Source organism: Fictibacillus sp. 18YEL24 (assembly GCF_015903855.1).
In the GTDB taxonomy this organism is placed as follows: domain Bacteria; phylum Bacillota; class Bacilli; order Bacillales; family Fictibacillaceae; genus Fictibacillus; species Fictibacillus phosphorivorans_C.
The window spans coordinates 867,052-890,902 of sequence record NZ_JACZDT010000001.1 but is presented as its reverse complement, the minus strand read 5'-3'; the positions used below and the strand labels follow the sequence as shown (position 1 = coordinate 890,902).

Annotated in this window: 30 protein-coding genes, 1 tRNA gene and 1 riboswitch; of the genes, 24 read left to right on the top strand and 7 right to left on the bottom strand. The window is 38.2% G+C overall.

The genetic code is table 11. The features are described 5' to 3' along the window. The first annotated feature begins 9 nt into the window (after positions 1 to 9). The 5 genes from HU823_RS04705 to HU823_RS04685 are packed head-to-tail and all read left to right on the top strand — an operon-like array spanning position 10 to position 2,892. On the top strand, positions 10 to 567 hold the full coding sequence (locus HU823_RS04705; protein ID WP_144699076.1) for a 5-formyltetrahydrofolate cyclo-ligase: 558 nt from the start codon (positions 10 to 12) through the stop codon (positions 565 to 567). Beyond that, positions 568 to 1,353: a DUF92 domain-containing protein gene (locus HU823_RS04700; RefSeq protein WP_197221289.1), complete on the top strand. Its 786-nt coding sequence runs from the start codon at positions 568 to 570 to the stop codon at positions 1,351 to 1,353. Next, the gene (mobA, locus tag HU823_RS04695; RefSeq protein ID WP_197221288.1) at positions 1,338 to 1,943 is read left to right on the top strand and encodes a molybdenum cofactor guanylyltransferase; all 606 of its coding nucleotides are present in this window, start codon (positions 1,338 to 1,340) and stop codon (positions 1,941 to 1,943) included. Before HU823_RS04700 ends, mobA begins: the two co-directional genes overlap by 16 nt. Before the next feature lie 44 nt (positions 1,944 to 1,987). After that, positions 1,988 to 2,164, top strand: a complete 177-nt coding sequence (locus HU823_RS04690; RefSeq protein WP_186320636.1) for a hypothetical protein — start codon at positions 1,988 to 1,990, stop codon at positions 2,162 to 2,164. Positions 2,165 to 2,166: 2 nt separating this feature from the next. After that, a complete protein-coding gene (locus HU823_RS04685; protein ID WP_197221287.1) occupies positions 2,167 to 2,892 on the top strand; it encodes an HAD family hydrolase in 726 nt (241 codons plus the stop codon). Here the strand turns inward: HU823_RS04685 and HU823_RS04680 are convergent. Beyond that, positions 2,873 to 3,736, bottom strand: a complete 864-nt coding sequence (locus HU823_RS04680; RefSeq protein ID WP_197221286.1) for a hypothetical protein — start codon at positions 3,734 to 3,736, stop codon at positions 2,873 to 2,875. The two genes, HU823_RS04685 and HU823_RS04680, sit on opposite strands and share 20 nt — an antisense overlap. A 116-nt stretch (positions 3,737 to 3,852) precedes the next feature. Between HU823_RS04680 and HU823_RS04675 the strand changes: the two genes are divergently transcribed. The 6 genes from HU823_RS04675 (at position 3,853) to HU823_RS04650 (ending at position 11,470) form a co-directional block, all read left to right on the top strand. Further along, positions 3,853 to 4,896: a M42 family metallopeptidase gene (locus tag HU823_RS04675; RefSeq protein WP_197221285.1), complete on the top strand. Its 1,044-nt coding sequence runs from the start codon at positions 3,853 to 3,855 to the stop codon at positions 4,894 to 4,896. 155 nt (positions 4,897 to 5,051) lie between these two features. Continuing rightward, positions 5,052 to 6,515 carry a spore germination protein gene (locus tag HU823_RS04670; protein ID WP_197221284.1) on the top strand — a complete coding sequence of 488 codons (1,464 nt, stop codon included), beginning with the start codon at positions 5,052 to 5,054 and terminating at the stop codon, positions 6,513 to 6,515. 105 nt (positions 6,516 to 6,620) lie between these two features. Continuing rightward, positions 6,621 to 6,812: a YqgQ family protein gene (locus tag HU823_RS04665; RefSeq protein ID WP_137788894.1), complete on the top strand. Its 192-nt coding sequence runs from the start codon at positions 6,621 to 6,623 to the stop codon at positions 6,810 to 6,812. Between the two features lie 12 nt (positions 6,813 to 6,824). Further along, complete coding sequence (locus HU823_RS04660) at positions 6,825 to 7,784, top strand: ROK family glucokinase (RefSeq protein WP_144699090.1); 960 nt, start codon at positions 6,825 to 6,827, stop codon at positions 7,782 to 7,784. Positions 7,785 to 8,261: 477 nt separating this feature from the next. After that, positions 8,262 to 10,175 carry an LTA synthase family protein gene (locus HU823_RS04655; protein ID WP_231607258.1) on the top strand — a complete coding sequence of 638 codons (1,914 nt, stop codon included), beginning with the start codon at positions 8,262 to 8,264 and terminating at the stop codon, positions 10,173 to 10,175. Between the two features lie 101 nt (positions 10,176 to 10,276). Next, positions 10,277 to 11,470 carry a M14 family metallopeptidase gene (locus HU823_RS04650; protein WP_197221283.1) on the top strand — a complete coding sequence of 398 codons (1,194 nt, stop codon included), beginning with the start codon at positions 10,277 to 10,279 and terminating at the stop codon, positions 11,468 to 11,470. Positions 11,471 to 11,577: 107 nt separating this feature from the next. Here HU823_RS04650 and HU823_RS04645 read toward each other — a convergent pair whose 3' ends face one another. Both HU823_RS04645 and HU823_RS04640 read right to left on the bottom strand, forming a co-directional pair. After that, the gene (locus HU823_RS04645) at positions 11,578 to 11,763 is read right to left on the bottom strand and encodes a DUF2759 domain-containing protein (protein WP_066242324.1); all 186 of its coding nucleotides are present in this window, start codon (positions 11,761 to 11,763) and stop codon (positions 11,578 to 11,580) included. Positions 11,764 to 11,849: 86 nt separating this feature from the next. Next, complete coding sequence (locus tag HU823_RS04640) at positions 11,850 to 12,278, bottom strand: hypothetical protein (protein ID WP_197221282.1); 429 nt, start codon at positions 12,276 to 12,278, stop codon at positions 11,850 to 11,852. A gap of 71 nt (positions 12,279 to 12,349) precedes the next feature. Here HU823_RS04640 and HU823_RS04635 point away from each other — a divergent pair, with 71 nt between their 5' ends. Next, positions 12,350 to 12,982 (top strand): MBL fold metallo-hydrolase, encoded by a 633-nt coding sequence (locus HU823_RS04635; protein ID WP_144699096.1) that lies wholly within the window; start codon positions 12,350 to 12,352, stop codon positions 12,980 to 12,982. A gap of 2 nt (positions 12,983 to 12,984) precedes the next feature. Continuing rightward, positions 12,985 to 14,070, top strand: coding sequence for an SAM-dependent methyltransferase (locus HU823_RS04630; protein ID WP_197221281.1), 1,086 nt, complete (start codon positions 12,985 to 12,987; stop codon positions 14,068 to 14,070). 33 nt (positions 14,071 to 14,103) lie between these two features. Here the strand turns inward: HU823_RS04630 and HU823_RS04625 are convergent, their stop codons facing one another. Then, positions 14,104 to 14,352 carry a DUF2626 domain-containing protein gene (locus HU823_RS04625; protein ID WP_066242314.1) on the bottom strand — a complete coding sequence of 83 codons (249 nt, stop codon included), beginning with the start codon at positions 14,350 to 14,352 and terminating at the stop codon, positions 14,104 to 14,106. A 185-nt stretch (positions 14,353 to 14,537) separates the two neighbouring features. Here HU823_RS04625 and HU823_RS04620 point away from each other — a divergent pair, with 185 nt between their 5' ends. Continuing rightward, complete coding sequence (locus HU823_RS04620; RefSeq protein WP_144699100.1) at positions 14,538 to 14,927, top strand: Spx/MgsR family RNA polymerase-binding regulatory protein; 390 nt, start codon at positions 14,538 to 14,540, stop codon at positions 14,925 to 14,927. A 39-nt stretch (positions 14,928 to 14,966) separates the two neighbouring features. Here HU823_RS04620 and HU823_RS04615 read toward each other — a convergent pair. Beyond that, positions 14,967 to 15,041: transfer RNA gene (locus HU823_RS04615), tRNA-Gln, on the bottom strand. Positions 15,042 to 15,164: 123 nt separating this feature from the next. Here HU823_RS04615 and comGA point away from each other — a divergent pair. Genes comGA through HU823_RS04570 form a run of 9 tightly spaced genes read left to right on the top strand, consistent with a single transcriptional unit; the run spans position 15,165 to position 19,885 of the window. After that, on the top strand, positions 15,165 to 16,271 hold the full coding sequence (gene comGA / locus HU823_RS04610; protein ID WP_197221280.1) for a competence type IV pilus ATPase ComGA: 1,107 nt from the start codon (positions 15,165 to 15,167) through the stop codon (positions 16,269 to 16,271). Beyond that, positions 16,222 to 17,253, top strand: a complete 1,032-nt coding sequence (gene comGB / locus HU823_RS04605; RefSeq protein WP_186320481.1) for a competence type IV pilus assembly protein ComGB — start codon at positions 16,222 to 16,224, stop codon at positions 17,251 to 17,253. Before comGA ends, comGB begins: the two co-directional genes overlap by 50 nt. An 11-nt stretch (positions 17,254 to 17,264) precedes the next feature. Then, positions 17,265 to 17,567, top strand: coding sequence for a competence type IV pilus major pilin ComGC (gene comGC, locus HU823_RS04600; protein ID WP_197221279.1), 303 nt, complete (start codon positions 17,265 to 17,267; stop codon positions 17,565 to 17,567). After that, positions 17,564 to 18,022, top strand: a complete 459-nt coding sequence (gene comGD, locus HU823_RS04595) for a competence type IV pilus minor pilin ComGD (protein WP_197221278.1) — start codon at positions 17,564 to 17,566, stop codon at positions 18,020 to 18,022. The genes comGC and comGD overlap by 4 nt, the downstream gene beginning before the upstream one ends. Next, on the top strand, positions 18,006 to 18,338 hold the full coding sequence (locus tag HU823_RS04590) for a hypothetical protein (RefSeq protein ID WP_144699110.1): 333 nt from the start codon (positions 18,006 to 18,008) through the stop codon (positions 18,336 to 18,338). Before comGD ends, HU823_RS04590 begins: the two co-directional genes overlap by 17 nt. After that, positions 18,265 to 18,762 carry a competence type IV pilus minor pilin ComGF gene (locus HU823_RS04585; protein WP_197221277.1) on the top strand — a complete coding sequence of 166 codons (498 nt, stop codon included), beginning with the start codon at positions 18,265 to 18,267 and terminating at the stop codon, positions 18,760 to 18,762. The genes HU823_RS04590 and HU823_RS04585 overlap by 74 nt, the downstream gene beginning before the upstream one ends. After that, a complete protein-coding gene (comGG, locus tag HU823_RS04580) occupies positions 18,755 to 19,129 on the top strand; it encodes a competence type IV pilus minor pilin ComGG (protein WP_197221276.1) in 375 nt (124 codons plus the stop codon). Before HU823_RS04585 ends, comGG begins: the two co-directional genes overlap by 8 nt. Positions 19,130 to 19,131: 2 nt before the next feature. Next, positions 19,132 to 19,650, top strand: coding sequence for a shikimate kinase (locus HU823_RS04575; protein WP_197221275.1), 519 nt, complete (start codon positions 19,132 to 19,134; stop codon positions 19,648 to 19,650). Between the two features lie 46 nt (positions 19,651 to 19,696). After that, a complete protein-coding gene (locus HU823_RS04570) occupies positions 19,697 to 19,885 on the top strand; it encodes a YqzE family protein (RefSeq protein ID WP_066396097.1) in 189 nt (62 codons plus the stop codon). A 46-nt stretch (positions 19,886 to 19,931) separates the two neighbouring features. Here HU823_RS04570 and HU823_RS04565 read toward each other — a convergent pair whose 3' ends face one another. Together HU823_RS04565 and HU823_RS04560 are read right to left on the bottom strand one after the other, a co-directional pair. Next, positions 19,932 to 20,708 carry a YqhG family protein gene (locus tag HU823_RS04565; protein WP_144699118.1) on the bottom strand — a complete coding sequence of 259 codons (777 nt, stop codon included), beginning with the start codon at positions 20,706 to 20,708 and terminating at the stop codon, positions 19,932 to 19,934. Then, complete coding sequence (locus tag HU823_RS04560; RefSeq protein ID WP_144699120.1) at positions 20,677 to 22,374, bottom strand: DEAD/DEAH box helicase; 1,698 nt, start codon at positions 22,372 to 22,374, stop codon at positions 20,677 to 20,679. The genes HU823_RS04565 and HU823_RS04560 overlap by 32 nt, the downstream gene beginning before the upstream one ends. Positions 22,375 to 22,491: 117 nt before the next feature. Further along, a riboswitch (glycine riboswitch) is annotated at positions 22,492 to 22,577 on the top strand. A 173-nt stretch (positions 22,578 to 22,750) separates the two neighbouring features. Here HU823_RS04560 and gcvT point away from each other — a divergent pair. Continuing rightward, on the top strand, positions 22,751 to 23,851 hold the full coding sequence (gene gcvT, locus HU823_RS04555) for a glycine cleavage system aminomethyltransferase GcvT (RefSeq protein WP_144699122.1): 1,101 nt from the start codon (positions 22,751 to 22,753) through the stop codon (positions 23,849 to 23,851).

The window sequence follows — 23,851 nt, the reverse complement described above, 5'->3', positions numbered from 1 at the left end:
GTTTAATTCATGGATAAAATACAATGGCGAAAAGAGTTGAAGAAAGTACTGCTCTCAATGGGAAAAGAAGAAAGGAAATCAAAAAGTAAAGCGGTTTCTAATCTCTTATTTCAAACAGACGAATGGAAAACAGCTGATTGTTTTGGGATTACAGTCTCGCGAGGATTTGAGCTTGATACCTCTTACATCATAGATCAAGCATGGAGGGAAGGAAAGACCGTCGCTGTGCCAAAGTGCTACTCTAAACATAAACAGATGGAGTTCAGAAAAATTCGTTCGTTTGAAGAATTAGAAAATGTATACATGGATCTTTATGAACCTAAGTTAGAAGTAACTTCTAGCATAGAGGCATCTCAAATGAATATGATCATCGTTCCAGGTCTTGTGTTTGATCGTGAAGGATACAGAATCGGTTATGGAGGTGGGTACTTTGATCGTTACTTACAAACTTATACTGGATCAAAACTTTCACTTGCTTATACATTGCAGACAACGACATCTGTTCCACATGAAAACTATGATATTCCAGTAGAAAAAATTATTACAGAAGATGGTCGGTTTAAGTAGATGATCTTCTTACTAGTGAGTATCGCTCTTCTTTCCGCAATGTCAGCTTTATTCAAGTGGCTGACGATCGCAGGAAGTGTAACAGCGTTTATATTGGGAGTAATCATATATAAAGCATTCGGTTGGCAGGGTTTGATCATACTTGGTCTGTTTTTCATAACTTCTACCCTGTTGACAAAATGGAAGAAAGACAAAAAGCAGGATCAAGACGCATTGCAAACCGAAGACAAAAAAGGAAGGTCTGCTTGGCAAGTGCTTGCCAATGGTGGGGCAGCGCTGCTAACAGCAATAGGTCACTTGATAATTTCAGATCCTGTTTGGCTTATCGTGTTTGCGGCTACCTTCGCGACAGCTACTGCAGATACATGGGCTTCAGAGATCGGTGTCCTTTCAAAGCGAAGACCGTTTCATATTAAAGAATGGAAGAAGGTTGAACCTGGTTTATCAGGTGCAGTATCAAGTCTAGGAACAATGGCAGCAGCGACAGGAGCATTATTAATAGGCTTTAGTTTTTATTTTCTTTATGACACCACGATTACCATTCTGCTGTGTATTGCGATTTCTGGATTCTTAGGGAACGTCGCAGATACCCTTTTTGGGGCTTGGTTTGAACAAAAGTACGTTTGTTCCGTTTGTAAAAGAGAAACCGAAAGCCACGTTCATTGTGGTGCCAAAACGGTAAAAGTATTTGGGTATGCCTATTTTACAAATAATCTTGTGAATTTTTCATCGACGATTATTGGAGGTCTGATTGCGGGAGGTTTATACATATGGATCATAAGTTGAAGGTGATCGGCGTTGTACTTGCAGGTGGGGAGTCAAGAAGGTTTGGAAGTCCGAAATTGTTCGCTGAATGGGGCGATGCTACTTTTTTTGATAAAGCTCTAAATACGATCACTCCTTATTCAGATGAACTTGTAGCTGTCGTTCGCAAAGAATGCATAGAGATTTTAGAGCGAAAGCATTCTCATGCTGTTGAGATAATTTCCGATGTTGAATCTTTTAAAGGTAAAGGTCCTCTAGCAGGAATATACAGTGCCATGATGAGAAAAAAGGGAGATTATTATTTGATCACGCCATGTGATATGCCTAGAATGAGCAGCGATATGTATAAAAAATGGTTGGAATCGGCTATTAAGCATCCGATGTATGATTGCATCATCCCGGTTTTAAACGGAAAAATATATCCACTCAACGGTGTATACAAGAGATCATGTCTTCATGAAATGAAAGAGAATTTAATGAAGGATAACTTAAGAGTTTTATCCTTATTGAGCCGTAAAAATACGAAATACATAGAAGTACGAAAAGAAGAGGCTCACTTTTTCGAAAATGTGAATACAAAAGAGGATCTTTTAAATCTACGAGACGAATAAAAATCGCATTCCAAACAGAAAGTAGTAGCAAGGAGGTTTTTTACATGAAAGGATTCGTGATTAAAAGCTTTTTGATATTCCTCGCTGTTGCGCTCGGTTATAGAATGCGATACCGATTGATGAACAGCGCTCTCGGCAATCCCTTAATTCGTCGTTTCTTAGTTGGAAGTGCCATGTCATTTCCAGGGCTGCGATCTAAAATGATGGATGAGATCATTTGACCATGCGATCGAAAAAAGCAGCATTCTTCTTTGATTTAGACAATACGCTGTTTGATTATGAAGCCTCCTTTAAGAAGGCTTCTTTATTTGCATTTCGTTCCATCTTTTCTTCAGGTGAGCAAAATAACAAGTTAGCAGAAAAATGGTTTTCTCATTATAAAATGTTCTGTGATTTTTATTGGCAGGCTTATGAAAAAGCATGGATCACCCGAAAAGAATATCAAAAAAACCGTCTGTCATCTTCTTTACGTGCAGTAGGAATAAGTAAGGTTAATGACCATGAGATCCAGCGATATCAACAGCTTTTTGAAAGAAATATACACCTTTTTGTAGAACTCTATCCTTGGATACAGGATATGTTTCAAATCTTAAAACGTAATGAGATCATGTACGGAATCATCTCGAATGGAGAAGCTGATGTTCAGAGAAACAAAATAAAGCATCTAAACCTCGATATTCCTGAAAAACAAATTTATATTTCATCGGAAATAAAAGTAGCTAAACCTAGTCCAGAAATCTTCCATCTTGTAAGAAAGAATGTGGAAGCAAGTGCTTTCTTCTATGTTGGTGACTCATATTCATTAGACATGGTCCCAGCTATCCAAGCAGAGTGGACTGCTATCTGGTGGAATCCTTCGATGCTTGATGTAACGAATGACAAAGTGCCTCATCATATCTGTTTTTCAAGCGATGAATTAGTAGAAGCCATCATGAGATATATTGAATGAGCTGGATGTTCTCCCCATTCGCTGTTTGGAATAGAACGAATAGATATTTTTTGTCTTTGCTGATTAAGATGAAAGGCATCGAACTTCCGATCGGACTTATTCTCTGTCCATTCTTTGTAGTAATTCCTAGAAAATAATTTTTGTATAATCCTTCCCATAGCTTTCCGATAATTTCCTGACTTTTAGATAGAGAGAACCCAGACAGCGGTTTGTTGTTAAAATCAGTTAGCGATTCTAGAGAGATCACGTTATATTCATTGAGATCAATTTGATAGAAGTTTGTTGTTTGGGTAAGTGTTTGTTGCAGATATTTATTTGTTTTTTCATCCAGATCATTTTTAGCTTTTCGTTCAGTGCTATCCTTAGGAATCTTAAAACCTGAGAACGATTGACCAAGTTTTGCTGCATATAAAAAATCATTACTCATTCTTTGTACAGAACGATATTTCTCCTCACTAAGATGGATTTCTCCTTGATGATAGGAGATGGCCTCCCAAAGCCCCGGTATCGAACTTAAAACATCCTTTTCAAGGTCAATTGCATTTGCAGAGGTTTTCCACTCTGTCATCTTATTGTTAAGCCTTCCGTTCTCGAAAATCATCGCCATGTCTTGTCTGAGATAAACACGTTCAGAAGTCATTGAGTTCACTTTCCAAAATAAGTCATAATTTGATGAAGTACCATTTAAAAAGGAAAGCTTCGTTTCTGCTTCTTTAAAAGAGAACGTACTATCCAATGGAAAGAAAGTAATGCTTTCGCGTGCTTCTTTTTTTACAAACGGCTGGTAGATGATACCTATTACAAGTATAATAATTAACAGATAAATTGAAATTTTCCACTTCATACAAATCAGCCTCCCTTTCGGACAACTTGTTCCTAAATTCTATGCAATCCTGTCCAAATTAGAAGGCCTGAGTTAAAGAAAACGTATGGAGCGGTTAATCGAGAGGGGTTAGATTAATGGAAGTTGAAACAAAAGAGATCGTAAGCTATTTGAAAAAACTCGTACATATCCCAAGCCCATCTGGGAATACAGAAGCCGCAATCAATTTTATAAAATCATTCTTTGAAGAAAATCAGGTGATGCATAAAACAACCAATAAAGGTGCTGTCATCGCGACCATTCCAGGTGAGAATGATTCAAAACACCGCCTGCTGACTGCTCATGTTGATACGTTAGGTGCTATGGTAAAAGAGATTAAAGGCGATGGCCGTCTTAAATTAGACTTAATCGGCGGGTTCTACTGGAATACGATTGAAGGCGAATATTGTTCGATACATACGAATTCAGGAAAAGTTTTCAACGGCACGATCATGATGCACCAAACAGCTGCTCATGTTTACAAAGGAATGAATGAACTAAAGCGTGATGAAAAGAACATGGTAGTTCGCGTAGATGAAGAGTTTCATTCTAAAAAAGATGTTGAAGAAGCGGGGATTTCTGTTGGGGATTTTGTCTCTTTCCATCCTAGATTCGAACAATTAGAAAGTGGGTTTGTGAAGTCGCGTCATCTAGATGACAAAGCTAGTGTTGCGATCTTAATGCATGTGATCAAACAATTGAAGACTCAATCAACCAAGCTGCCTTATACGACCCACTTTTTGATCAGTAATAATGAAGAGATCGGATATGGCGGTAATTCAAACATACCAACTGAAACAGTGGAGTACTTAGCGGTAGATATGGGTGCGATCGGTGATGGTCAGGCAACAGACGAATTTACTGTAAGTATCTGTGCAAAAGACTCTGGTGGACCCTACCATTATGGGTTAAGAAAACATCTTGTTGGTTTGGCAGAAAAACATAATATCGGATATAAAGTTGATATCTATCCTTACTATGGTTCAGATGCAACAGCAGCCATTCGCGCTGGAGCCGATATTGTGCACGGCCTGATTGGACCTGGGATCGATGCATCTCATGCTTTTGAGCGAACACATATCAAATCATTAAAAAATACAGCAGAGCTTATTCACACTTATTTGAAGTCTCCTCTAGTTTAGCCTTCAGCCCCTTAGCCATAGCTAGGGGTTTTTCTTTTTTTCTGTCCAGTCCTTCCAAAGTTGAACTTATGATGGCTTCTAGAATAATCGTAGTTCACCAAGGTATGAAACAGGAAAAGAAAGTGAAGGATGATAGGCAGAGGAGTGATGAAAAAATGTCTTATCTGCCAAAAAAACAACCTCTTTCAACAAATTTTGATGAAAACGTTGAATATATGAAAAACCAATTAGGCGTGGACATCAGTTTTGATTGCATACACCTTGACTTAGAATATGCCGGAAGAAGAATGGCTTTATTCATGGTTGATGGATTCGTTAAAGATGATATTCTTCATTATTTAATGAAGTTACTAGCCGATCTTGAACCAGGTCAATTAGATCCGGATCCACTTGTAAAACTGATGAAGACTTATCTGCCTTATATAGAGATCTCTACGTCAGATGATCTGAATCAAGGAATCGATTGGGTATTAAGTGGTCCGACAGTTCTGATCGTTGAGGGAGTTTCGGAAATCCTTCAAATCGATGCTAGAACGTACCCGGTTCGAGGACCTGAAGAACCGGATGTTGAGCGTGTTGTAAGAGGAGCAAGAGATGGTTTTGTTGAAACGATCGTATTCAATACCGCACTTACAAGAAGAAGAGTTCGTGACCGTTCACTCCGAATGGAGTACATGAGTATCGGAAGGCGCTCTAAGACCGATGTATGCATTTCTTATATTGAAGATATTGCAGATCCGCATATCGTTGACCGTATTAAGGAATCATTGAAAAAGATTGATACAGATGGACTTCCGATGGGTGAGAAAACGGTCGAAGAATTTATTTGTGGCCGTCACCTCAATCCATATCCGTTAGTGAGATATACAGAAAGACCTGATACAGCAGCCGTTCATTTATTTGAAGGCCATGTTTTAGTTTATGTAGATGGATCTCCGTCTGTCTTGATCACCCCAACAACATTTTGGCATCATCTGCAACATGCAGAAGAATACAGGCAGAAACCTGTAGTTGGAGCATATTTAAGATTTGTGCGATTTTTAGCTGTTTGGATTTCGATATTTTTGCTGCCGTTGTGGTATCTATTTTCCGTACACAAGGAACTTTTACCTGTGAATTTATCATTCATAGGTCCTGAAGAAATTGGTGTTGTTCCTTTATTTTTGCAATTTGTGATCATCGAGTTGGGTATGGATATGCTCAGGATGGCTACCATACATACGCCGACATCGGTTTCCACCGGACTAGGATTAGTCTCAGCCATTGTGGTCGGACAAGTTGCGATCGAAGCAGGTTTATTTGTAAATGAGGTTGTGCTCTATATCGCAGTAGCTGCAATCGGAACATTTGCTACTCCTACGTATGAGCTTAGTTTAGCAAATCGATTATTAAGGCTTTCTTTATTAGGTTTAACTGCATTGTTAGGTGTACCTGGATATATAATAGGCTTCACATTAGCTGTATTATTCTTTGTATCGTTCAAATCCTTTCATATACCGTACCTCTGGCCGTTTATCCCCTTCAACCCAAAAGCGATCAGAGATGTGATCTTAAGAATTCCTATGCCTCTAAAGAACAGAAGACCGATCGTATTACACCCGAAAGACCCCGATCGTTAATATTAGACAGCTGAACATTCTTCAGCTGTCTTTTTCTATAGGAATTGTGTGCAAAGGCTTGCATCTTTCCCTATATTATTTGTTATAATGACAAAGGTGATTATAATGAAAACAATGTATGATGTTCTTCAGCTGTTAAAAAGGTTTGGAACCTATATATATACCGGAAACAAGATAGCTGATTTAGAATTGATCCAAGAAGAGGTCAGAGAACTCTATGAGCAAAAACTCATTGATGTAAACGAATTCAAAAATGCGATCATCATTATTCGAGCAGAACACAATAAATTACAATAGAGGATGAGACAGATGGAGAAATGGTTAGTAGGTGTTGATCTAGGTGGAACAACAATTAAAATCGCTTTTGTAACCTTAGATGGTCATATTGTAGAGAAGTGGGAAATCCCTACGAATATAAATGAAGATGGAAAGCATATCGTTATGGATATTACTGACTCTATCCATTCAAAACTAAAAGAACTATCTGAACCTAAAGAAAAGCTTGAATCCATTGGTATGGGAGCGCCAGGTTTCATTGATATGAAAACAGGTTTCATCTATCATGCTGTAAATATCGGTTGGAGAGATTATCCGTTGAAAGAAGAGCTTGAAAAAGCAACGGGCCTTTCTGTTATCGTTGATAACGATGCTAACATCGCTGCGATCGGAGAAATGTGGCGTGGTGCTGGTGATGGTGAAGGAAACGTACTGATGGTTACATTAGGTACAGGAGTCGGAGGCGGAATTATCGTAAATGGACATATCATGCATGGAACGAATGGTATGGCTGGTGAGATCGGTCACATAACGGCGATTCCAGAAGGTGGAGCCCCATGTAACTGTGGGCGTACAGGATGTATTGAAACAATAGCTTCAGCAACAGGAATCTCACGGATCTCAAAAGAAAAGGCTCTTCAAGACACATCTTCTTCACTTTATGCTCTTTTGCAAGAGAATGGTGAGATAAAAGCTAAAGATGTTGTAGCAGCCGCTGAAAAGGATGACAAAGCGGCAATTGAAACGTTGGATGAAGTAACTTTTCATTTAGGGTTAGTAATAGCAAACCTTGCTAACAGCATTAACCCAGGTAAGATCGTAATCGGTGGAGGAGTCTCTAAAGCGGGTCATACCTTAATGGAGCGGTTGGAGCAGAAATTTAAACACTTTGCACTTCCAAGAGTTGCTGAAGGCGCTGAGATGAAAGTAGCTACGCTAGGAAACGACGCTGGTGTCATCGGAGGAGCTTGGTTAGCCAAACACAATCGCTGATCATTCTTGTTTAAGAAACAAAAAAGTCTAGATTTAACGTGAAGGTCTCTATAGGTAAATAGAAGGAACTTTCTTTTGCAAAGTTTTTTAGTGAGATCTTCTCAAACATATATAATGAGTGATTTCTTCTTAAGAGACGTAATAATAGCGAACCGCTTCAGTGCGGTTCGTTTTCGTTTTTTTGAAACTTTTTTGAGTGAAGTTCGTCTAATGGTTTATGGATTTAAAAAAGGGGTAAAACTAATATAGTTTTGTTGTCCTATTTGTCAGAATCTTGAAATAGTACGTAAGGGTATTGAATTCTTGTGTGAAACCATTTAATATACTCTTTATGTAATCCTTTGATTAAGGTTTTGTAAATATGTAAAAGATGAATTTACATTCTTGATCAATGCTTACCGGATGCAAAGAGAGACTAGTTAAGAGGGAATAAATTGAAAACGAGAGTTCTTTTTGATTGAGGAGGTCAGAGAACATATGAAAGAAAAAATGAAACAAGCTTTTGCTGAATATAGATTCTTCTTTATAGCAATTGCTTTATTATGGATTAAAACATTTATCATTTATAAAACAGCATTTGAACTGCCTATGGACAACAAAGTTCAAGAGTTAATCCTGTTTATTAACCCAATTAGTTCGATTGTTCTTTTCTTAGGAATAACGCTTTATTTTAAAGGAAGAACGCACAGAAGAATGATTGTTGCAGTCAGTGCGATCATGAGTTTTGTGATGTATGCCAATATGGTGTTCTATCGTTTCTTTAATGACTTTATTACCATTCCAGTCTTGTTCCAAACGAGCAACATGGGTGATTTAGGTAATAGTGTATTTGAGTTGATACAACCTACTGATTTATTGGTATTCATCGACATCGTCATTTTGGCTTACTTCATGAGACGAGCTGATTACCGACCTGCACGTGCTTCACGCAAGCAGATCACGATTACTTTTGCTGCTGCAATCGTATTTTTTATCGTGAATGTTGGTATCGCAGAAACTGAAAGACCGCAGTTGTTAACTCGTACGTTTGACCGTGAAATGTTGATTAAAAACATCGGTTCATACAACTATCACATTTATGATTCCATTATCCAATCTAAAGCTAAAGCGCAGCGTGCATTTGCTGATGGAAGTGAAATTACAGATGTCGAGAACTACTCACGTGCCAATTATAAAGAACCAAATCCTGAGATGTTCGGAAAAGCAAAAGGCAAGAACGTTTTCGTCATTTCAGTTGAATCAACACAGAACTTTGTTATTAATGAATCTGTAAACGGCAAAGAGATCACACCGTTTATGAATGACCTGATCAAAGACAGTTATTACTTCCCAAACTTTTATCACCAAACAGGGCAAGGTAAAACGTCTGACTCAGAGTTTTTATTAGATAATTCTTTATACCCACTTCCAAGTGGTGCAGTTTTCTTTACACACTCTCAGAACCAATACAATGCAACACCAGAAATTTTAAAAGAGCAAGGTTACTATTCATCCGTACAGCATGCTAATAACAAAAGTTTCTGGAACCGTGATATCATGTATGATAATTTCGGTTACGACCGTTATTATTCATTAAAAGATTTTGAAGTAACTCCTGAGAATTCAATTGGATGGGGCCTAAAAGATAAAGATTTCTTTAAACAATCCATTCCACATCTAAAAGAAATGCATGCAATGAACAAACCGTTCTATACAAAGTATATTACGTTAACAAATCACTTCCCGTTCACATTAGAAGAGGAAGATGAAACGATTCCAGAATGGACTTCTAACGATGGAACAGTTAACCGTTACTTTACAACCGTTCGCTATACAGACGAAGCTTTGAAAGAATTCTTTGATGATGTTAAAGAAGCTGGTCTTTATGAAGATTCAATCTTTATCATGTATGGTGACCATTATGGGATCTCTGAAAACCATAATGATGCGATGGGTCAATTCTTAGGAAAAGAAATCACTCCTTTTGAGTCTACTCAATTGCAGAAAGTACCATTAATCATTCACATGCCAGGTGAAAAAGGTAAGACGATGGATACAGTTGGTGGACAGATCGACCTTAAACCAACGATTCTTCACTTGCTAGGTATTGATACAAAGGGTGACATACAGCTTGGCTCAGATTTGTTCTCTAAAGACAGAGAAGATTTCGCTGTGCTTCGTGACAATTCTTATATCACTAAAGACAATGTGTTCACAGATGGTAAGTGTTATGACAAATCAACGGGTAAACCTGTTGAAGGTGAGAATAATGCTTGTGAACCATACAGTGAACGTGCTAAGACTGAACTTGATATGTCTGACCGTATCATATATGGAGATTTACTAAGATTCTACGATAAAGATAAAGCAAAAGATAAAGCTGTTAAACAAGAAGAAAAGCAAAAACAGTAAAGACATTAGAGCACTCAACTTCGGTTGAGTGCTTTTTTTCTGCATAACTGCTTTACGTGAACATACATCTTAAAGAGGAATGTTTTAAGGGAGGGCTATGTTTGGAAATTGTCATGCGTAACGGCGATTCGTTCTGGTACTACTCACGTCTATTATCTATCCCTTACGTGTTGATCAAAGACTCTAATCCTAACGTCACAGCAGCAAGTATGATTGCAGGGGAGAGTATAGAGATCCCTGGAATGTTTTTAGAAAAATATAAGATTAAAAATGGCGACACTTTTTTTTCAATAGCAGATAAATTTGATATTCCTTTAGATGCATTATATTTAGTTAATCCAACTGTGAAACCAAAGGAAATATTTACAAAGGACATCATCAATATTCCTAGAATGCTACCGTATCCATCTATAAAATGTCAGAGAAAGTACAATACAGCTGCACTGAATCTTGATATGGATAAACTTATTAACGTTTATCCATTCATAAAAAAACAGGAGATTGGTAAATCTGTTCTCGGCCAACCTATAGATATGCTTATAATAGGAAATGGAAAAAAGAAAGTGCACATTAACGGTTCGTTTCATGGAAACGAATGGATTACTTCAGGAGTTCTGATGAAGTTTATCAATGAATATGCAGCTGCGCTAACAAGTGATAAAGTTTTGAATGGACACAAAGCTTCGGACCTATATAGAAATACTACACTTTACGCAGTACCTATGGTCGATCCGGATGGTGTCGATCTCGTTTTGAATGGTCTCCCTGAAAATCCCGAATGGAGAGAGCTTGTTTTAAAATTAAATAAAGGAAGCAAAGACTTTTCTGCTTGGAAAGCAAATATTCGCGGTGTAGATCTCAATAATCAATTTCCGGCAAGGTGGGAGCTTGAACAAGTAAGAAAACCAACTTCACCTGCACCAAGAGATTATCCTGGTAACGCTCCGTTAAGTGAACCAGAAGCAATAGTGATGGCAGAGATTACAGAAAAGCACCAATTTGATCGAGTGGTGGCTCTGCATACACAAGGAAAAGAACTATACTGGGGTTTTGAAGGGGAAGAACCTATGCCGATCTCAGGAGAGATCGCCGCTGAATTTGAAAGGGTTAGCGGCTATAAAGCGATCAGGTATGTGGATAGTTATGCTGGTTACAAAGATTGGTTCATTCAAGAGTACAGAAAGCCGGGATTCACGATTGAGCTTGGAATAGGGGTTAACCCGCTTCCATTAAGACAGTTTGATACGATTTATGAAGATACAAGGGGTATCTTGTTAGCAGCTCTATACATGTAAGATAGAATTTAGACTTCTTGAAATCGCGCTTCACATCAACCAACTTTATGGTTGTTAAAAGAAAGAAAAAACCATCAGAAATTGAATTCTGATGGTTTTTTGAGTTTTTAATGGCCTGTAGAGCCGCCGCTGCCTACTAAAACGTCCAGAACAGTCATGACTGTAAACCAGCCAAAAACTGCAAACGTTAAAAAAGCAAAACCAGCTGCCATTAAATTTTTAATTTTTAACGAACGCAATAGTCCCAACGCAGCTAGAATAGCTACTAAGCCGAATATAATGGCTAATCCCATTATTCTGTGCCCCCTTGCTCTGGAGTAATACCAATCCTATGTATAACGCTTTCACACAGGTATAACCTTGTATTATTTTACTTGTTTTATTCTGGTTTGTCGAGTGCACATTGGAACAAAATGAACTCAATTGTTAGTTTATAGGCAGAAGCCCACTTTTTAACAAGGGGTTTATGCTGGTTCCCAACGACCAAATACTGCTGTTCATTATCTGTGAACTCAATAATTAATTCTTCTTCTGTTTGAAGTAAAAACATTGCTTTTTCTTGCTCTTCACCTTCCTTGATATAAAAGACACAGATCATATCAAGATAAAGATACGTTCGATCTGAGTCAGAAGTGAACCCATAATCCTCAAATAATAGAGTCTTTCTGAAAGGGTGGATTGAAAGTAAAAGGATCGCTTCAAAAAGTTCATCATCTCTTTGAGAAGAAATGATCAAATCTTTTTGTTGATCATGCACAGAAATAGGAGCGGGCGTATCCATATTTTCGTATCCGAAAAAGACTTTCATGTGTTTCCTCCGAAATATTGTTTGTTTTAGTGTAAGATAGAAAGTAATAACTTGCAATTGGAGGCTTGAAAATGAAGTGGAAAAAATTAACGGTAGGACCTGTACAAGAGAATACATATATTATCTACAATAATCATAAAGAAGCAGTGATCATTGATCCAGGCAGTGAAGGAAAAAGAATCATACAGACCATAGAGTCATTAAAAGTAAAACCTTTAGCCGTCTTGTTAACGCATGCTCATTTTGATCATATTGGAGCTGTTGATGACGTGCGTGAAAAATATAACATTCCGTTGTATGTTCATAAAAAAGAAGCTGATTGGCTGAGTGACACAAAAAAGAATGGATCAAAATATTTTGGTCAAAGCATAACGGCTAAGCCAGCAAGCCATATTCTAACGCATACAGATAATACCTTAAAGATTGGCAACTTCTCATTTGAGGTATTAACAACCCCTGGTCATTCTCCTGGAAGTGTTTCGTATTATTTAAGAAGCAGTGGTGCTGTTTTTTCCGGTGATGCTTTGTTCGCAGGAAGCATTGGAAGAACAGATCTACATGGCGGGGATCAGGAAGTATTGATCAACAGCATTCATGAAAAACTGCTTAATCTGCCAGAAGAAACGGTCGTGTTATCAGGTCATGGCCCTGAGACCACTATTGGAATGGAAATGGACTCGAATCCATTCTTAAGCGGATTCTAATCGTGCCTAACACGAGTTTGTTACAAAAAAAATTGGCAGATAGCGAATGGCTAACGATGGAAGAGTACATGGAACATGCCCTGTATCATCCGCTAGAGGGCTATTATATGAAAGAGAACACGAAGATTGGAAAGAACGGTGATTTTTATACAGCTAGCCTGGTGTCAGATGTATTTGCTAAGGTGTGGGCTGACTTATTCATAAGAACGATAGCGGATCAGAACCTTCAGCCAATCGTTGTGGAGTTTGGAGGAGGAAGCGGTCACTTTTCTCAGCAAGTTTTAGAGAGTTGGTATTCGCAATCAGTCGAACATATATCGTATGTCATTGTAGAACCTAGTCCTTATCACAGACGAATATTAGAAGCGAAGTTAGCTGAGTACCCCATTACCATTCTAAGTTCATTGAATGAACTTATAGAGCGATACCCATCATTTAGGGGAATTATATTTGCAAATGAAGTTCTTGATGCGTTTCCGCTTCGGATTTTTCAACAAAAGAATGATGAATGGTATGAAAAAGGAGTATCTCTTCAAAAAAACACGGATGAACTTCGTTTTCTTTATAAGAAAGTAGAGAATTCATCATTACAAAAAAAGTTAGATGAAATCTTTTGCTCTAGAGATAAAGCGAATGAACTTGAAGTTTCTTTTTCAATGCTATTTTGGCTTAAAAACCTCTACGAATGGATAGAAATAGAGACTTGCTTATTCTTTGTCGATTACGGTTTGATAGGCGAAGAATGGAACACGATACGTTTAAAAGAAGGAAGTATTAGGGGCTATTATAGACATCAAATACAAAGCAATCCATTAGCATTTCCCGGGATGATGGATATAACGTACCACATAGATTGGGAACAAGTGATAAGAGTAGGAAATGATTCGGGTGTTACTACACTTTCCGTAAAGAATCAAGGAGACTTCTTATTAGAAGAAGGACTATTATCTCTGCTACAGGATACACAAAATAGGAACCCATTCTCGTTAGAGCATAAAAGAAATCGGGCAATTCGTTCATTCCTACTCGATCATACTCTAGCAAATGGATTTCAAGTCATACAACAAAAAAAGCAGACCGTATTATAACGGCCTGCTTTTTTTGATGCTTCGGAGAACGTATTAATGTCCTCCACCGGCGCCAGGAGTCATCATAAACGTTGACCAGTATGTAAAACCAACAAAGAAAACAGTTAAATAAGCACCAAAGATATAAATATACATACGCTCAGATAAGTTCAAATACCCTAAAGAAACGAACATAATCGTTTGTCCTAAGAACAATAACGCCATGTCTTGCATATCACCTAGATACGCCATGACTCCGATGATTCCAGTCCAGAATCCTAAAACCTTATACATTCTTGACATATGTATCCCCTCCTTTTTTCGCCAATACTTGTATCCTTTAGTATTATATATGAGTTTCCACTCACTTGTAAATGCCAATTGTAAGCGGATAAATACACAATTAAAAGATAATTCATGAATATTAGCTGTTTTTTGGTTTATTATGCCTCTTTTAAAGGTAATGTAAACCAAAAGGAGTGAGTCTGATGAGTTCTATAACATTTTACACCTACCCAAGCTGCACTTCGTGTCGCAAAGCGAAAATGTGGCTTAAGCAAAATAAAGTTTCGTTTGATGAAAGACATTTATTCAAAGAAACCCCAACTGTTGAAGAGCTTAGAGAGCTATTAAAACTTACAAAGTATGGAACAGAAGATATCTTGGCTAAAAGAAGTCAGTCATTTAAATCACTAGATGTTGATATCTATGATCTTTCAACAAATGAACTATTAACGCTCTTGACTAAAAATCCTAAACTTTTAAAAAGACCGTTAGTAACAGATGGTAAACAGCTCATAGCGGGTTATAGTCCTGGAGATATGAAAAAATTATGTGCAACAAAAGAAAAAGAACACATTTCAAGTCATGTGTCCTGAGCATAGCACTCTTTACTTTTAAAGAGTGTTATTTTTTTTTGGCTGGGCTAGCTGGATTCGAACCAACGCATGACGGAGTCAAAGTCCGTTGCCTTACCGCTTGGCTATAGCCCAATGCAACAATACTAGTATGAGCTGTGTCGAAATTTATATACATATCTTTTTTGAAAAAATGCAGGAATTGTCGTTTTATGAGAGAAATGATTATTCAATAAAATAAAAGGGAGATGATAGTGCTTGCCGATTAAGTTGTTAGGCAATTCAATCCTGCATGAGGCATCTATTCAGAAAGCATCAGACATTCATTTTATACCAATCAAAAAAGGGGGTATCGTTCAATTTCGAATAGATGATCGACTGGTTGAACACAGAACGCTTTCTCAAGAAGAGTACATCAGAGTTCTTCAGCATTTTAAATATTCCGCAAGAATGGACATTGGCGAACATCGAAGGCCTCAGAGCGGATCAATGGACGTTATGATCAATAATGTTAATGTACATCTTCGTTTTTCATCTATACCTTCCGCATTTAATGAATCACTCGTCATACGATTGCTTCCTCAGCAAGAAACATTAACTCTTCATGAACTATCACTTTTTCCTCACATGTTTCAGAAACTTTTATCCCTCATTAAACGTTCCAGTGGTCTATTATTGTTCTCTGGTCCAACCGGATCAGGTAAAACCACCATCTTATATTCCTTGCTTCATCACCTGCAAAAAAGCTATAAACGGCAAGTAGTAACACTAGAAGATCCCGTAGAACGCAAAGTTGATACGTTTTTACAAATGGAAATTAATGAAAAAGCAGGTCTGACATACGGTGAAGGTTTCAAGTCATTATTGCGTCACGATCCCGATGTGATCATGATCGGTGAGATCAGAGACGAAGCAACAGCGAGGCTCGTTATTCGAGCATCACTGACTGGACATCTTGTTCTGTCTACGATGCATGCTGCAGATTGTATCGGTTGTATCGAGCGTCTTCGAGAATTTGGTATTCAAGAATCAGAACTGCAACAAACGTTGATGGGAATCGTGTCACAGCGTCTGATCTCGATACCATGTCCGTTTTGCGGGGAAAATTGTGTTGATTTTTGTTTTAAGTCTAGAACGTATAGAAGAGCCGGAATCTACGAGATGCTTTGTAATCAGGAATTAATCTCTGTTTTAAATAAGGTGAGTCGTGAAAAGACTACCTACAAAAATCTCTCATTTTATTTTAACCATGCTTTTGCAGCAGGCTATGTGACAAAAGAGAGCTATGAAAGATGGATGGGAGGAGAATCACAAAGTGATAAGAAGGGGCTGGAAACGGGCTTCTCAAGGGACATTTCTTTATAAGCTTGGTTTTTTGTTAGATCAAGGCTATACCATTAATAAGAGCATAGAGCTCGTCAGGTCACAGCTTCCACAAAAACGGCGAGAAGATGCTGATCACATGCTGGAGATCCTTGCTTCTGGTCAGTCTGTGATCGAGATCTTTTCACCATTACAATTGCCAAATGAAATAGTAAGTTCATTATCCATAAACAGTGCGAATGGCAATTTGACGAAAAGTCTTATGGAGAACGGAAATTTTTTGAGAAAAAAAGCTGATTGGCGTGCCCGTTTGAACAAAGCCATTAGATATCCTCTATTCCTGCTGTTCCTTACCGTATGGATCGCGATCGTATTCTATCAATTTCTATTTCCTCAGTTTTCTATACTATTCTCATCATTAGATGTTAAAACCCCGTTGTTTACGAAATGGATGCTTATGTTTCTAGGAAGCATGCCACTCATCGGATTGTGTTTCCTCACTTTAGGCATCGCATCATGGATCGTTTTGATCGTTATGAGAAAGAAAGCAAAGCCTTCTACTCAGATGGATCTACTTATGAGAATCCCCATCTTAAAACAATTTCTTTTGTTAATGAACACACATTTCTTTAGTGTGAACTTCGGCTCGATGCTGCAAAGTGGCTTATCTGTATCTGATGCTCTTCTTGTAATGGAGAAACATTTAAACAAAGGTTTTTTTAAAGAGGAGAGTCAGAGGCTACAGAAAGGTCTCTTAAATGGATCCGAACTAACAGAGCTTTTGCTTGCGAGGTCCTATTTTAAGAGTGAACTGGCTGAGATTGTCCGCTTTGGATTAGCTCATGGAGAGCTCGGCAGAGAGTTAATCTCTTATGGCGAGTGGATTTTTAAAGAGTTAGAAGAAAAGGTTTATTCTTCCTTGCAAAGAATTCAACCCATCCTATTTGCAGGGATCGGAGTGTTTGTTTTATTAATGTTTGCCTCTATGTTATTGCCTATGTTTAAACTCATGGAAGCATTATGAGGAGGAAGAATATGAATAATGAAAAAGGATTTACTTTAATAGAAATGATGATCGTGCTCTTGATCATTTCGGTACTGATGCTTATCGCCCTGCCGAGTATGACCAAGAATAACAGTCTCGTAAAATCGTTAGGCTGTGAAGCAACCATCGATCTTGTGCAAGGACAAGTTGGAGCGTATGAGGCAGAGAAAAATGCACTGCCTACGATAGAAGAACTGAAAGATGGCGGATATATTGATACTGTAACGTGTCCAGACAAAAAACCTTTGCTTATCGATAGTAAAGGAGTCGTTTCAGTGAGCGATGAAGAGTGAACGAACAGTTAGAAAAAATAAAGAAGCAACAGTTAGGATTTAGTTTGATCGAGATGATGATCGTACTTTTAATCATCGGTATGATCAGTACGGTTGCATACCCTTCGTATGATCGTTTTAGAAAGAATCGGGAGACCGAATATTTCATCCGTACGTTTCAAAAAGACATCGTTCACATGCAGCAAAAAGCAGTAAATGAGAACCGGATCTATAACTTATCGATCGATAATGAAAAACATAAATATGAAGTGCGAGGGAACGGCAGTAAAGAACCTGTAAAAAAGAATTTTCCAAAACATATCTGGTTTGAGAGTTATTCAATGTTATTATCTGTGCAATTTAATCAGAATGGAAATATCAGTCGTGCGGGGACTCTCTATATTCACTCTGCTACTTCTTCGTATAAGATGGTTTTTCAATTAGGCAAAGGTAAATTTTATGTTGCTAAACAATAAAGGTTATCTACTGATTGAAGCTATGTTTAGCCTTTTGTTGATCTCAGTAGTATTTTCAATATGTTTGCCTTTCATCTATATTTCATATCAAGAACAAAGAACATCAGAGCAACTTCTATATGCGATGACAGAAGCAGACCATGCAGCTGGCATGAGAAGTATATCACAGCGTATGTCTGATGAGCGTTATTGGATTGATAACGGCATTGAGTTTCAGCTATTAACAAGAAAAGGTGTGACGGATGAATACGAGACTTGTATTTCGTTCAGAGGTTCAAACCAAAAAAACTATACAACGTGTGCGAGTTCATTCTGATATCCCCGCAAACAAGAACGGTTATACGCTCGTAGAATCGATGATCGCATTAGGAATTTTAATCGTAACAAGTTTTATGATCACAATGTTGTTAACTCATCTACAAAAACAACCACAATCCGTTCAGTCTGAAGAAACTGCATTGTTTTTTTCAATGATCGGAAAAGAAATAAGGGAAGCTGCGACTTTTGAGGTGCGCAACAACTCGTTGTTCATTACACTGTCTACCGGTGAAGTGATCAGTTTCACACGTTATCATTCTCTTATCCGAAAACAAGTTAATGGATTAGGTCACGAAGTTTGGGTTCAAAATATTCAAGAGATGAAAGTAGAAGAAATAGAAGAGCATTATGTGTACGTCACGCTGACGGATAAAGAAGGAAACCAAGCACGTCGTGGCTTTAGGAGAATTAGACATGAATGAGAGAGGAATGATATATCCGCTCGTTCTAACGCTTTGCTTCATCCTATTAATTTTCTTTAGTTACCTAACAGAAAAAGTAGCGTCAGAACGACAGTTTGTTTATATGCAGGAAGAACAATATAGACAAGTCCGTCTGATTCAGCAAGGGGTGGATCGTGCTCTTGTTTGGGTAGATGAACTCGCGGTTTATCCAGCAGAACGTAGACTAAACGTTAACGAGGGACTATTAAAGGTTGTATTTACGAAAACATCTGTTAATGAAGTGATGTTTACGGTTGAAGCTGTTACAACTCGACAGTCTACAAAAAAGGTGAAAGTGTATTATAATGTAACCCAGAAAAGCGTTACAAAATGGGTGGAGGGTTAAAATTGAACACCATATATTTAGTCGGTTTCATGGGTTGTGGAAAAACGTCTGTAGGAAGAGAGCTTTCAAAACGTTTAGAGGTTCCACCATATGATGTTGATTCGACAGTGGAAAAAGATCGGAGACAAACGATAAGAGAAATATTTAAGAACGAAGGAGAAGAGGCGTTCCGTAATTACGAGTCTCTTGCCATTCGCCAACTTCCCGTACAACATGCTGTCGTTATGACTGGAGGGGGTGCGGTCGTAAGAGAAGAAAACTTAACGTACATGAAGAACAATGGGATTGTCATCTACTTAAAAACGAGTTTTCCGGTTCTTTGGAGTAGGTTGATGACGGAAGAAGAAAGAAACAAGAGGCCAATCCTATTAACTTCAACAAGAGAAGAAGTTCAAAAACTCTTTAACGAAAGAAGTTCACATTATGAAAAAAGTGATATCGAGGTTGTTACAGATCAATTAACAACAGAAGAAGTATGCGACCAAATTTTAGAAAAGTTAAGCCGTTTAAACGTACAATAATTGGCCAAAACTAGAATGTGAATGCTTCTAAAAGGGAGTTTTGCCAATGGCTGCAGGATCAGATGTAATCAAGTTTCTTACACAGAGGGTCGTCAAATATTTGGATGAACCAAAATCAGTAAGAAAGGAAAGGCGTATCACAAAAAAAAATGAACGCGAACCTTTGCTTACTTATCTATTTGGGGTCGTTCCGATGGGTCTCGGTTTAGTGTTTCGAAGAAAGAAAAAGAAATAAGGCTGGAAAAAGGAAGAGCCGGGATACAGTTCCCGGCTCTTATTTATTAGGCAAGATAGAAAAGTCCGCCATTTATGATCTCCACGATAATCTGTGGCTCATATTGGGTACGAAGTGCTTCTTTTTCAATGTGATAGGCTTCAGGTTTCGTTAAAGAATCCTCATAAAAACTCTCTAATAGTTCGAGATCTTCATTCCATCTTTTTTTAGCATCCTCAGCCCACGTGTGATCATCTCTATCAATCACTTCCTGTATTTGATTTTCTAATCTTTTTATTGCACTCTGTGGCTTGATAAACGGAGAGAGGGTATAACAAAAATCAGGAATTCTCTTCGTTAACAGCATCTTTTGAAGACGTTGATGAAAGTGATCTTCAATCGTCCCGTTGATCAGTTGTATCCCGTATGAAAGTACTTGATCTTTCTTTTGATCACACTGATACGTAACTTTAACGTTCAAACATAACCAGGGTTGCAGAGGTACCTGTGCTCCTTGCTGAGGAACAGATTCATACAGTCGAATAAAAGAGGCGAGCTTCTTTGTCGATCCAAAGATCTGATGAAGTCTAGGTGAACCAAAGTGGATAAATTCACCTTTTCCATCAGGAGCTTGCTGTTGACCGGTGACTAGAGTCAACGTCATCGGATTCGGGGTACCTCCCGTTTTTTCGAGATAGTGCCAGTAGAACGGACGATTCATTAAAACTTTATCAAGTTCAGTGGTCAATTGAACTTTCATATAACTAAAGTTTTTCTCTTGAATTCTGCATTCGTTCGCATCAAAATAGCGCTCAAGAAAGCGATGAATCTCGTGCTGCTGCATGCTCTTCCCATCCTTTCTGTTTGATACCGCCATCAAGGTTGATCAAGGAAGCCAGATTATCCATCTTTACTCGGATCTCCCCTTCGCTTTCAGACGTATTCATGATATCTGCAATATGGCGTTCTATGTTCTTGATCTCAAATTTTGTTAAGATTTCATCAAGTTCCCCAATGACACTCTCAAAAAGATTGATCTTGTTATACAGCAAGTTTAAGATGTGCTCTTCAATCGTATTCTGGGTAGCGAAGTTATAGATATGAACGTCCCCTTGCTGTCCGATACGATGGATACGTCCGATCCGCTGCTCGATCCTCATCGGGTTCCATGGCAGATCGTAATTGATGATATGTTGACAGAACTGAAGGTTGATTCCTTCACCACCGGCTTCTGTTGCGATCAAGACTTGTGCTCTTGTTCGAAAGAGATGAGTCATCCAGTCCTTTTTACTTCGCTTGAATCCTCCTCTAAACGGTACAGAAGAGATGCCATGCTGTTGTAAAAACCACTGTAAATAAAGTTGTGTAGCACGATATTCTGTAAAAATGATGACCTTGGAATCGATCGCTTGAATCAGTTCTAACGCTTTTAGAGCTTTAGAGTTTTGATCAACAAGTTCAATTTTTTTCATTAGTTCTAAGACTCGTTGTTCCATTAACGAGTTTGAAACATCCTTTTGAAGCATATTTTTCAAAGTTAGAAAAACAGCTTCACGCGAACTGCATGCTTCCCGCTGCAGGGTGACGATAGAAAATTTACTTCGGTCAAAGTAAGAGTCTTTTTTTAGTTGAGAGATTTCATCGTATAGGTCACGTTCTGTTTTTGATAATGTAATAGGAATGGTTTGAACAAGACGCTTCGGCCATTTCAGCCCAGTCTCTTCTCGTCGGTTACGGACCATCACTTTATTTACGAGCTGCTTGAGCTTTTCTTCATTTTTAAGCGAATACTTATCTTCCTTGTAATCTTTGTCAAAGTTTTCTCGATTACCTAGATGGCCTGGCTTTAATAGGGATACAAGATTAAAAATCTCCTCAACTCTGTTTTGTACAGGAGTTGCCGTTAATAATAAGCAGAACTTCTTTTTTAATAACTGTACAAATTCATAGTTTTTCGTTTTCTTATTCTTTAATTTGTGCGCTTCATCGATGATAACTAGATCATAGTCTTGATTAAGAACGATATCTCGATGCGGTGCGCGTTTTGCAGTATCAATGGAAGATACGACTACATCACATTGCTCCCATACATACGCTTTTTTCTGAGCGATCGCAGGTATAAAGAACTTCTGATTCAGCTCGTTCGTCCATTGAATAACGAGTGAAGCTGGAACGAGGATCAAAATTTTCTTAGCGAGCCGGCGTATCATGTACTCTTTTAGAATCAATCCTGCTTCGATCGTTTTTCCTAATCCTACTTCATCTGCCAAGATTGCTTTTCCGTTCATCTGTTCAATAACGGTAGTCGCAACGTCCAGCTGATGAGGCAAAAAAGTCATCTGTGGGAGGTGATCTGGAGCTTGAAGGCCAAGGAAATCAGGAATTGCTAAGTGGTGTTCGGCTTCAAGAGCTAAATTATATAATTCCCAATTGGCCCAAGGTCCATCTTCTTCCACACGCTTTAAAAAGTCATCATGCCATTCTCGCTGAAACTGAACGTCGATTTTCATAACGGATTTCCTTTCTTTAAAAAAGTTCGTTGCCATTCCTTTTGTAAAAATGATAGGATAATAATGTAGTAAACATAGTAATAGTATGTGCGACCTTGGACAATAACATACTCGCGAATGAAAGTAAGAGGAGAGACTGCGTTAGCGGCGCCGAAGGAGCAAACAATTGTGAAACTCTCAGGCAAAAAGACTCTTGCTAGACGCATCTCTGGAGAGTGCTTTTTAATAGATGAAAGCCACCAACGAAGAAACTCAAAGAATTTTTTGAGAAACTTACAGGTTGCAGGACAGAGGATCCCATTTTAAGGGGTCTTTCTGTCCTTTTTTTGTCCAGAAAAGTCTGAAAATTTTTAAGTATGAAAAAGGAGGAATTCACATGGCTACATTGTTACGAACACCGTTATTTGAGACTTACAAAGAACACGGTGGAAAAGTAATTGATTTTGGCGGTTGGGAGTTGCCTGTTCAGTTCTCAAGTATTAAAGAGGAACACGAAGCGGTTAGAACGAAAGCTGGTCTATTCGATGTCTCTCATATGGGAGAATTTGATGTTAGAGGACCAAATGCATTATCGTTTCTGCAATATACAATGACCAATGATGTTTCGAAACTTCAAAACGGTCAAGCGCAATATACAGCTATGTGCTATGAGAACGGTGGTACAGTAGATGACCTTTTAGTTTATAAAAGAGATGAAAACGATTACTTACTCGTTGTGAATGCCTCAAATATTGAAAAAGATTTCGAATGGCTTATGAGCAAGAAGCCTGAAGGTGTAGAACTTGTGAACGTATCTCCTGAATATGCACAGCTCGCGATTCAAGGACCTAAAGCAGAAGGAATTTTACAAAAGCTGACGGATACCAATCTTTCTGAGATCGGATTCTTCCGTTTCAAAGAGGATGTTTCACTAGCTGGAATATCTGCTCTTGTGTCTCGAACAGGCTACACAGGAGAAGATGGCTTTGAGATCTATTTAAAAACGGAACATGCCGAAAAACTGTGGAGATCTGTACTTGATGCAGGCATTGAAGATGGATTGCTCCCAGCAGGACTTGGCGCGCGTGACACGTTGCGTTTTGAAGCAAAGTTGGCTCTTTACGGTCAAGAACTTACAAAAGAGATTACTCCGATAGAAGCAGGTATCGGATTCGCTGTAAAAACAGATAAAGAAGCAGATTTTATTGGAAAAGAAATTCTAGCAGATCAAAAGAAGAATGGCGCACCACGTAAGTTAGTTGGTATCGAAATGATCGATAAAGGAATTCCTCGATCACATTACGAGGTATTTAAAGGTGATGTGAAGATCGGAGAAGTTACAACGGGGACACAATCGCCAACATTGAAGAAGAATCTTGGACTTGCTCTTCTTGAGAGAGATTTCACAGAGCTCGGAACAGAGGTAGAGGTACAGATTCGTCAAAAACGTTTAAAAGCAAAAGTAGTCGCTTCACCATTTTATAAACGAGGAAAATAA

Coding starts and splice junctions, on each gene's coding strand:
- HU823_RS04665 (WP_137788894.1), top strand. CDS start 6,621: ATGAAAACAATGTATGATGTTCTTCAGCTGTTAAAAAGGTTTGGAACC.
- HU823_RS04700 (WP_197221289.1), top strand. CDS start 568: ATGATCTTCTTACTAGTGAGTATCGCTCTTCTTTCCGCAATGTCAGCT.
- HU823_RS04625 (WP_066242314.1), bottom strand. CDS start 14,352: ATGTCAAGAATGTATAAGGTTTTAGGATTCTGGACTGGAATCATCGGA.
- comGC (WP_197221279.1), top strand. CDS start 17,265: ATGAATAATGAAAAAGGATTTACTTTAATAGAAATGATGATCGTGCTC.
- HU823_RS04680 (WP_197221286.1), bottom strand. CDS start 3,736: ATGAAGTGGAAAATTTCAATTTATCTGTTAATTATTATACTTGTAATA.
- HU823_RS04560 (WP_144699120.1), bottom strand. CDS start 22,374: ATGAAAATCGACGTTCAGTTTCAGCGAGAATGGCATGATGACTTTTTA.
- HU823_RS04670 (WP_197221284.1), top strand. CDS start 5,052: ATGTCTTATCTGCCAAAAAAACAACCTCTTTCAACAAATTTTGATGAA.
- HU823_RS04565 (WP_144699118.1), bottom strand. CDS start 20,708: ATGCAGCAGCACGAGATTCATCGCTTTCTTGAGCGCTATTTTGATGCG.
- HU823_RS04705 (WP_144699076.1), top strand. CDS start 10: ATGGATAAAATACAATGGCGAAAAGAGTTGAAGAAAGTACTGCTCTCA.
- HU823_RS04570 (WP_066396097.1), top strand. CDS start 19,697: ATGGCTGCAGGATCAGATGTAATCAAGTTTCTTACACAGAGGGTCGTC.
- HU823_RS04585 (WP_197221277.1), top strand. CDS start 18,265: ATGAATACGAGACTTGTATTTCGTTCAGAGGTTCAAACCAAAAAAACT.
- HU823_RS04635 (WP_144699096.1), top strand. CDS start 12,350: ATGAAGTGGAAAAAATTAACGGTAGGACCTGTACAAGAGAATACATAT.
- HU823_RS04685 (WP_197221287.1), top strand. CDS start 2,167: ATGCGATCGAAAAAAGCAGCATTCTTCTTTGATTTAGACAATACGCTG.
- HU823_RS04675 (WP_197221285.1), top strand. CDS start 3,853: ATGGAAGTTGAAACAAAAGAGATCGTAAGCTATTTGAAAAAACTCGTA.
- HU823_RS04660 (WP_144699090.1), top strand. CDS start 6,825: ATGGAGAAATGGTTAGTAGGTGTTGATCTAGGTGGAACAACAATTAAA.
- HU823_RS04655 (WP_231607258.1), top strand. CDS start 8,262: ATGAAAGAAAAAATGAAACAAGCTTTTGCTGAATATAGATTCTTCTTT.
- mobA (WP_197221288.1), top strand. CDS start 1,338: ATGGATCATAAGTTGAAGGTGATCGGCGTTGTACTTGCAGGTGGGGAG.
- HU823_RS04690 (WP_186320636.1), top strand. CDS start 1,988: ATGAAAGGATTCGTGATTAAAAGCTTTTTGATATTCCTCGCTGTTGCG.
- comGG (WP_197221276.1), top strand. CDS start 18,755: ATGAATGAGAGAGGAATGATATATCCGCTCGTTCTAACGCTTTGCTTC.
- HU823_RS04640 (WP_197221282.1), bottom strand. CDS start 12,278: ATGAAAGTCTTTTTCGGATACGAAAATATGGATACGCCCGCTCCTATT.
- gcvT (WP_144699122.1), top strand. CDS start 22,751: ATGGCTACATTGTTACGAACACCGTTATTTGAGACTTACAAAGAACAC.
- HU823_RS04645 (WP_066242324.1), bottom strand. CDS start 11,763: ATGGGATTAGCCATTATATTCGGCTTAGTAGCTATTCTAGCTGCGTTG.
- HU823_RS04590 (WP_144699110.1), top strand. CDS start 18,006: ATGTTGCTAAACAATAAAGGTTATCTACTGATTGAAGCTATGTTTAGC.
- HU823_RS04620 (WP_144699100.1), top strand. CDS start 14,538: ATGAGTTCTATAACATTTTACACCTACCCAAGCTGCACTTCGTGTCGC.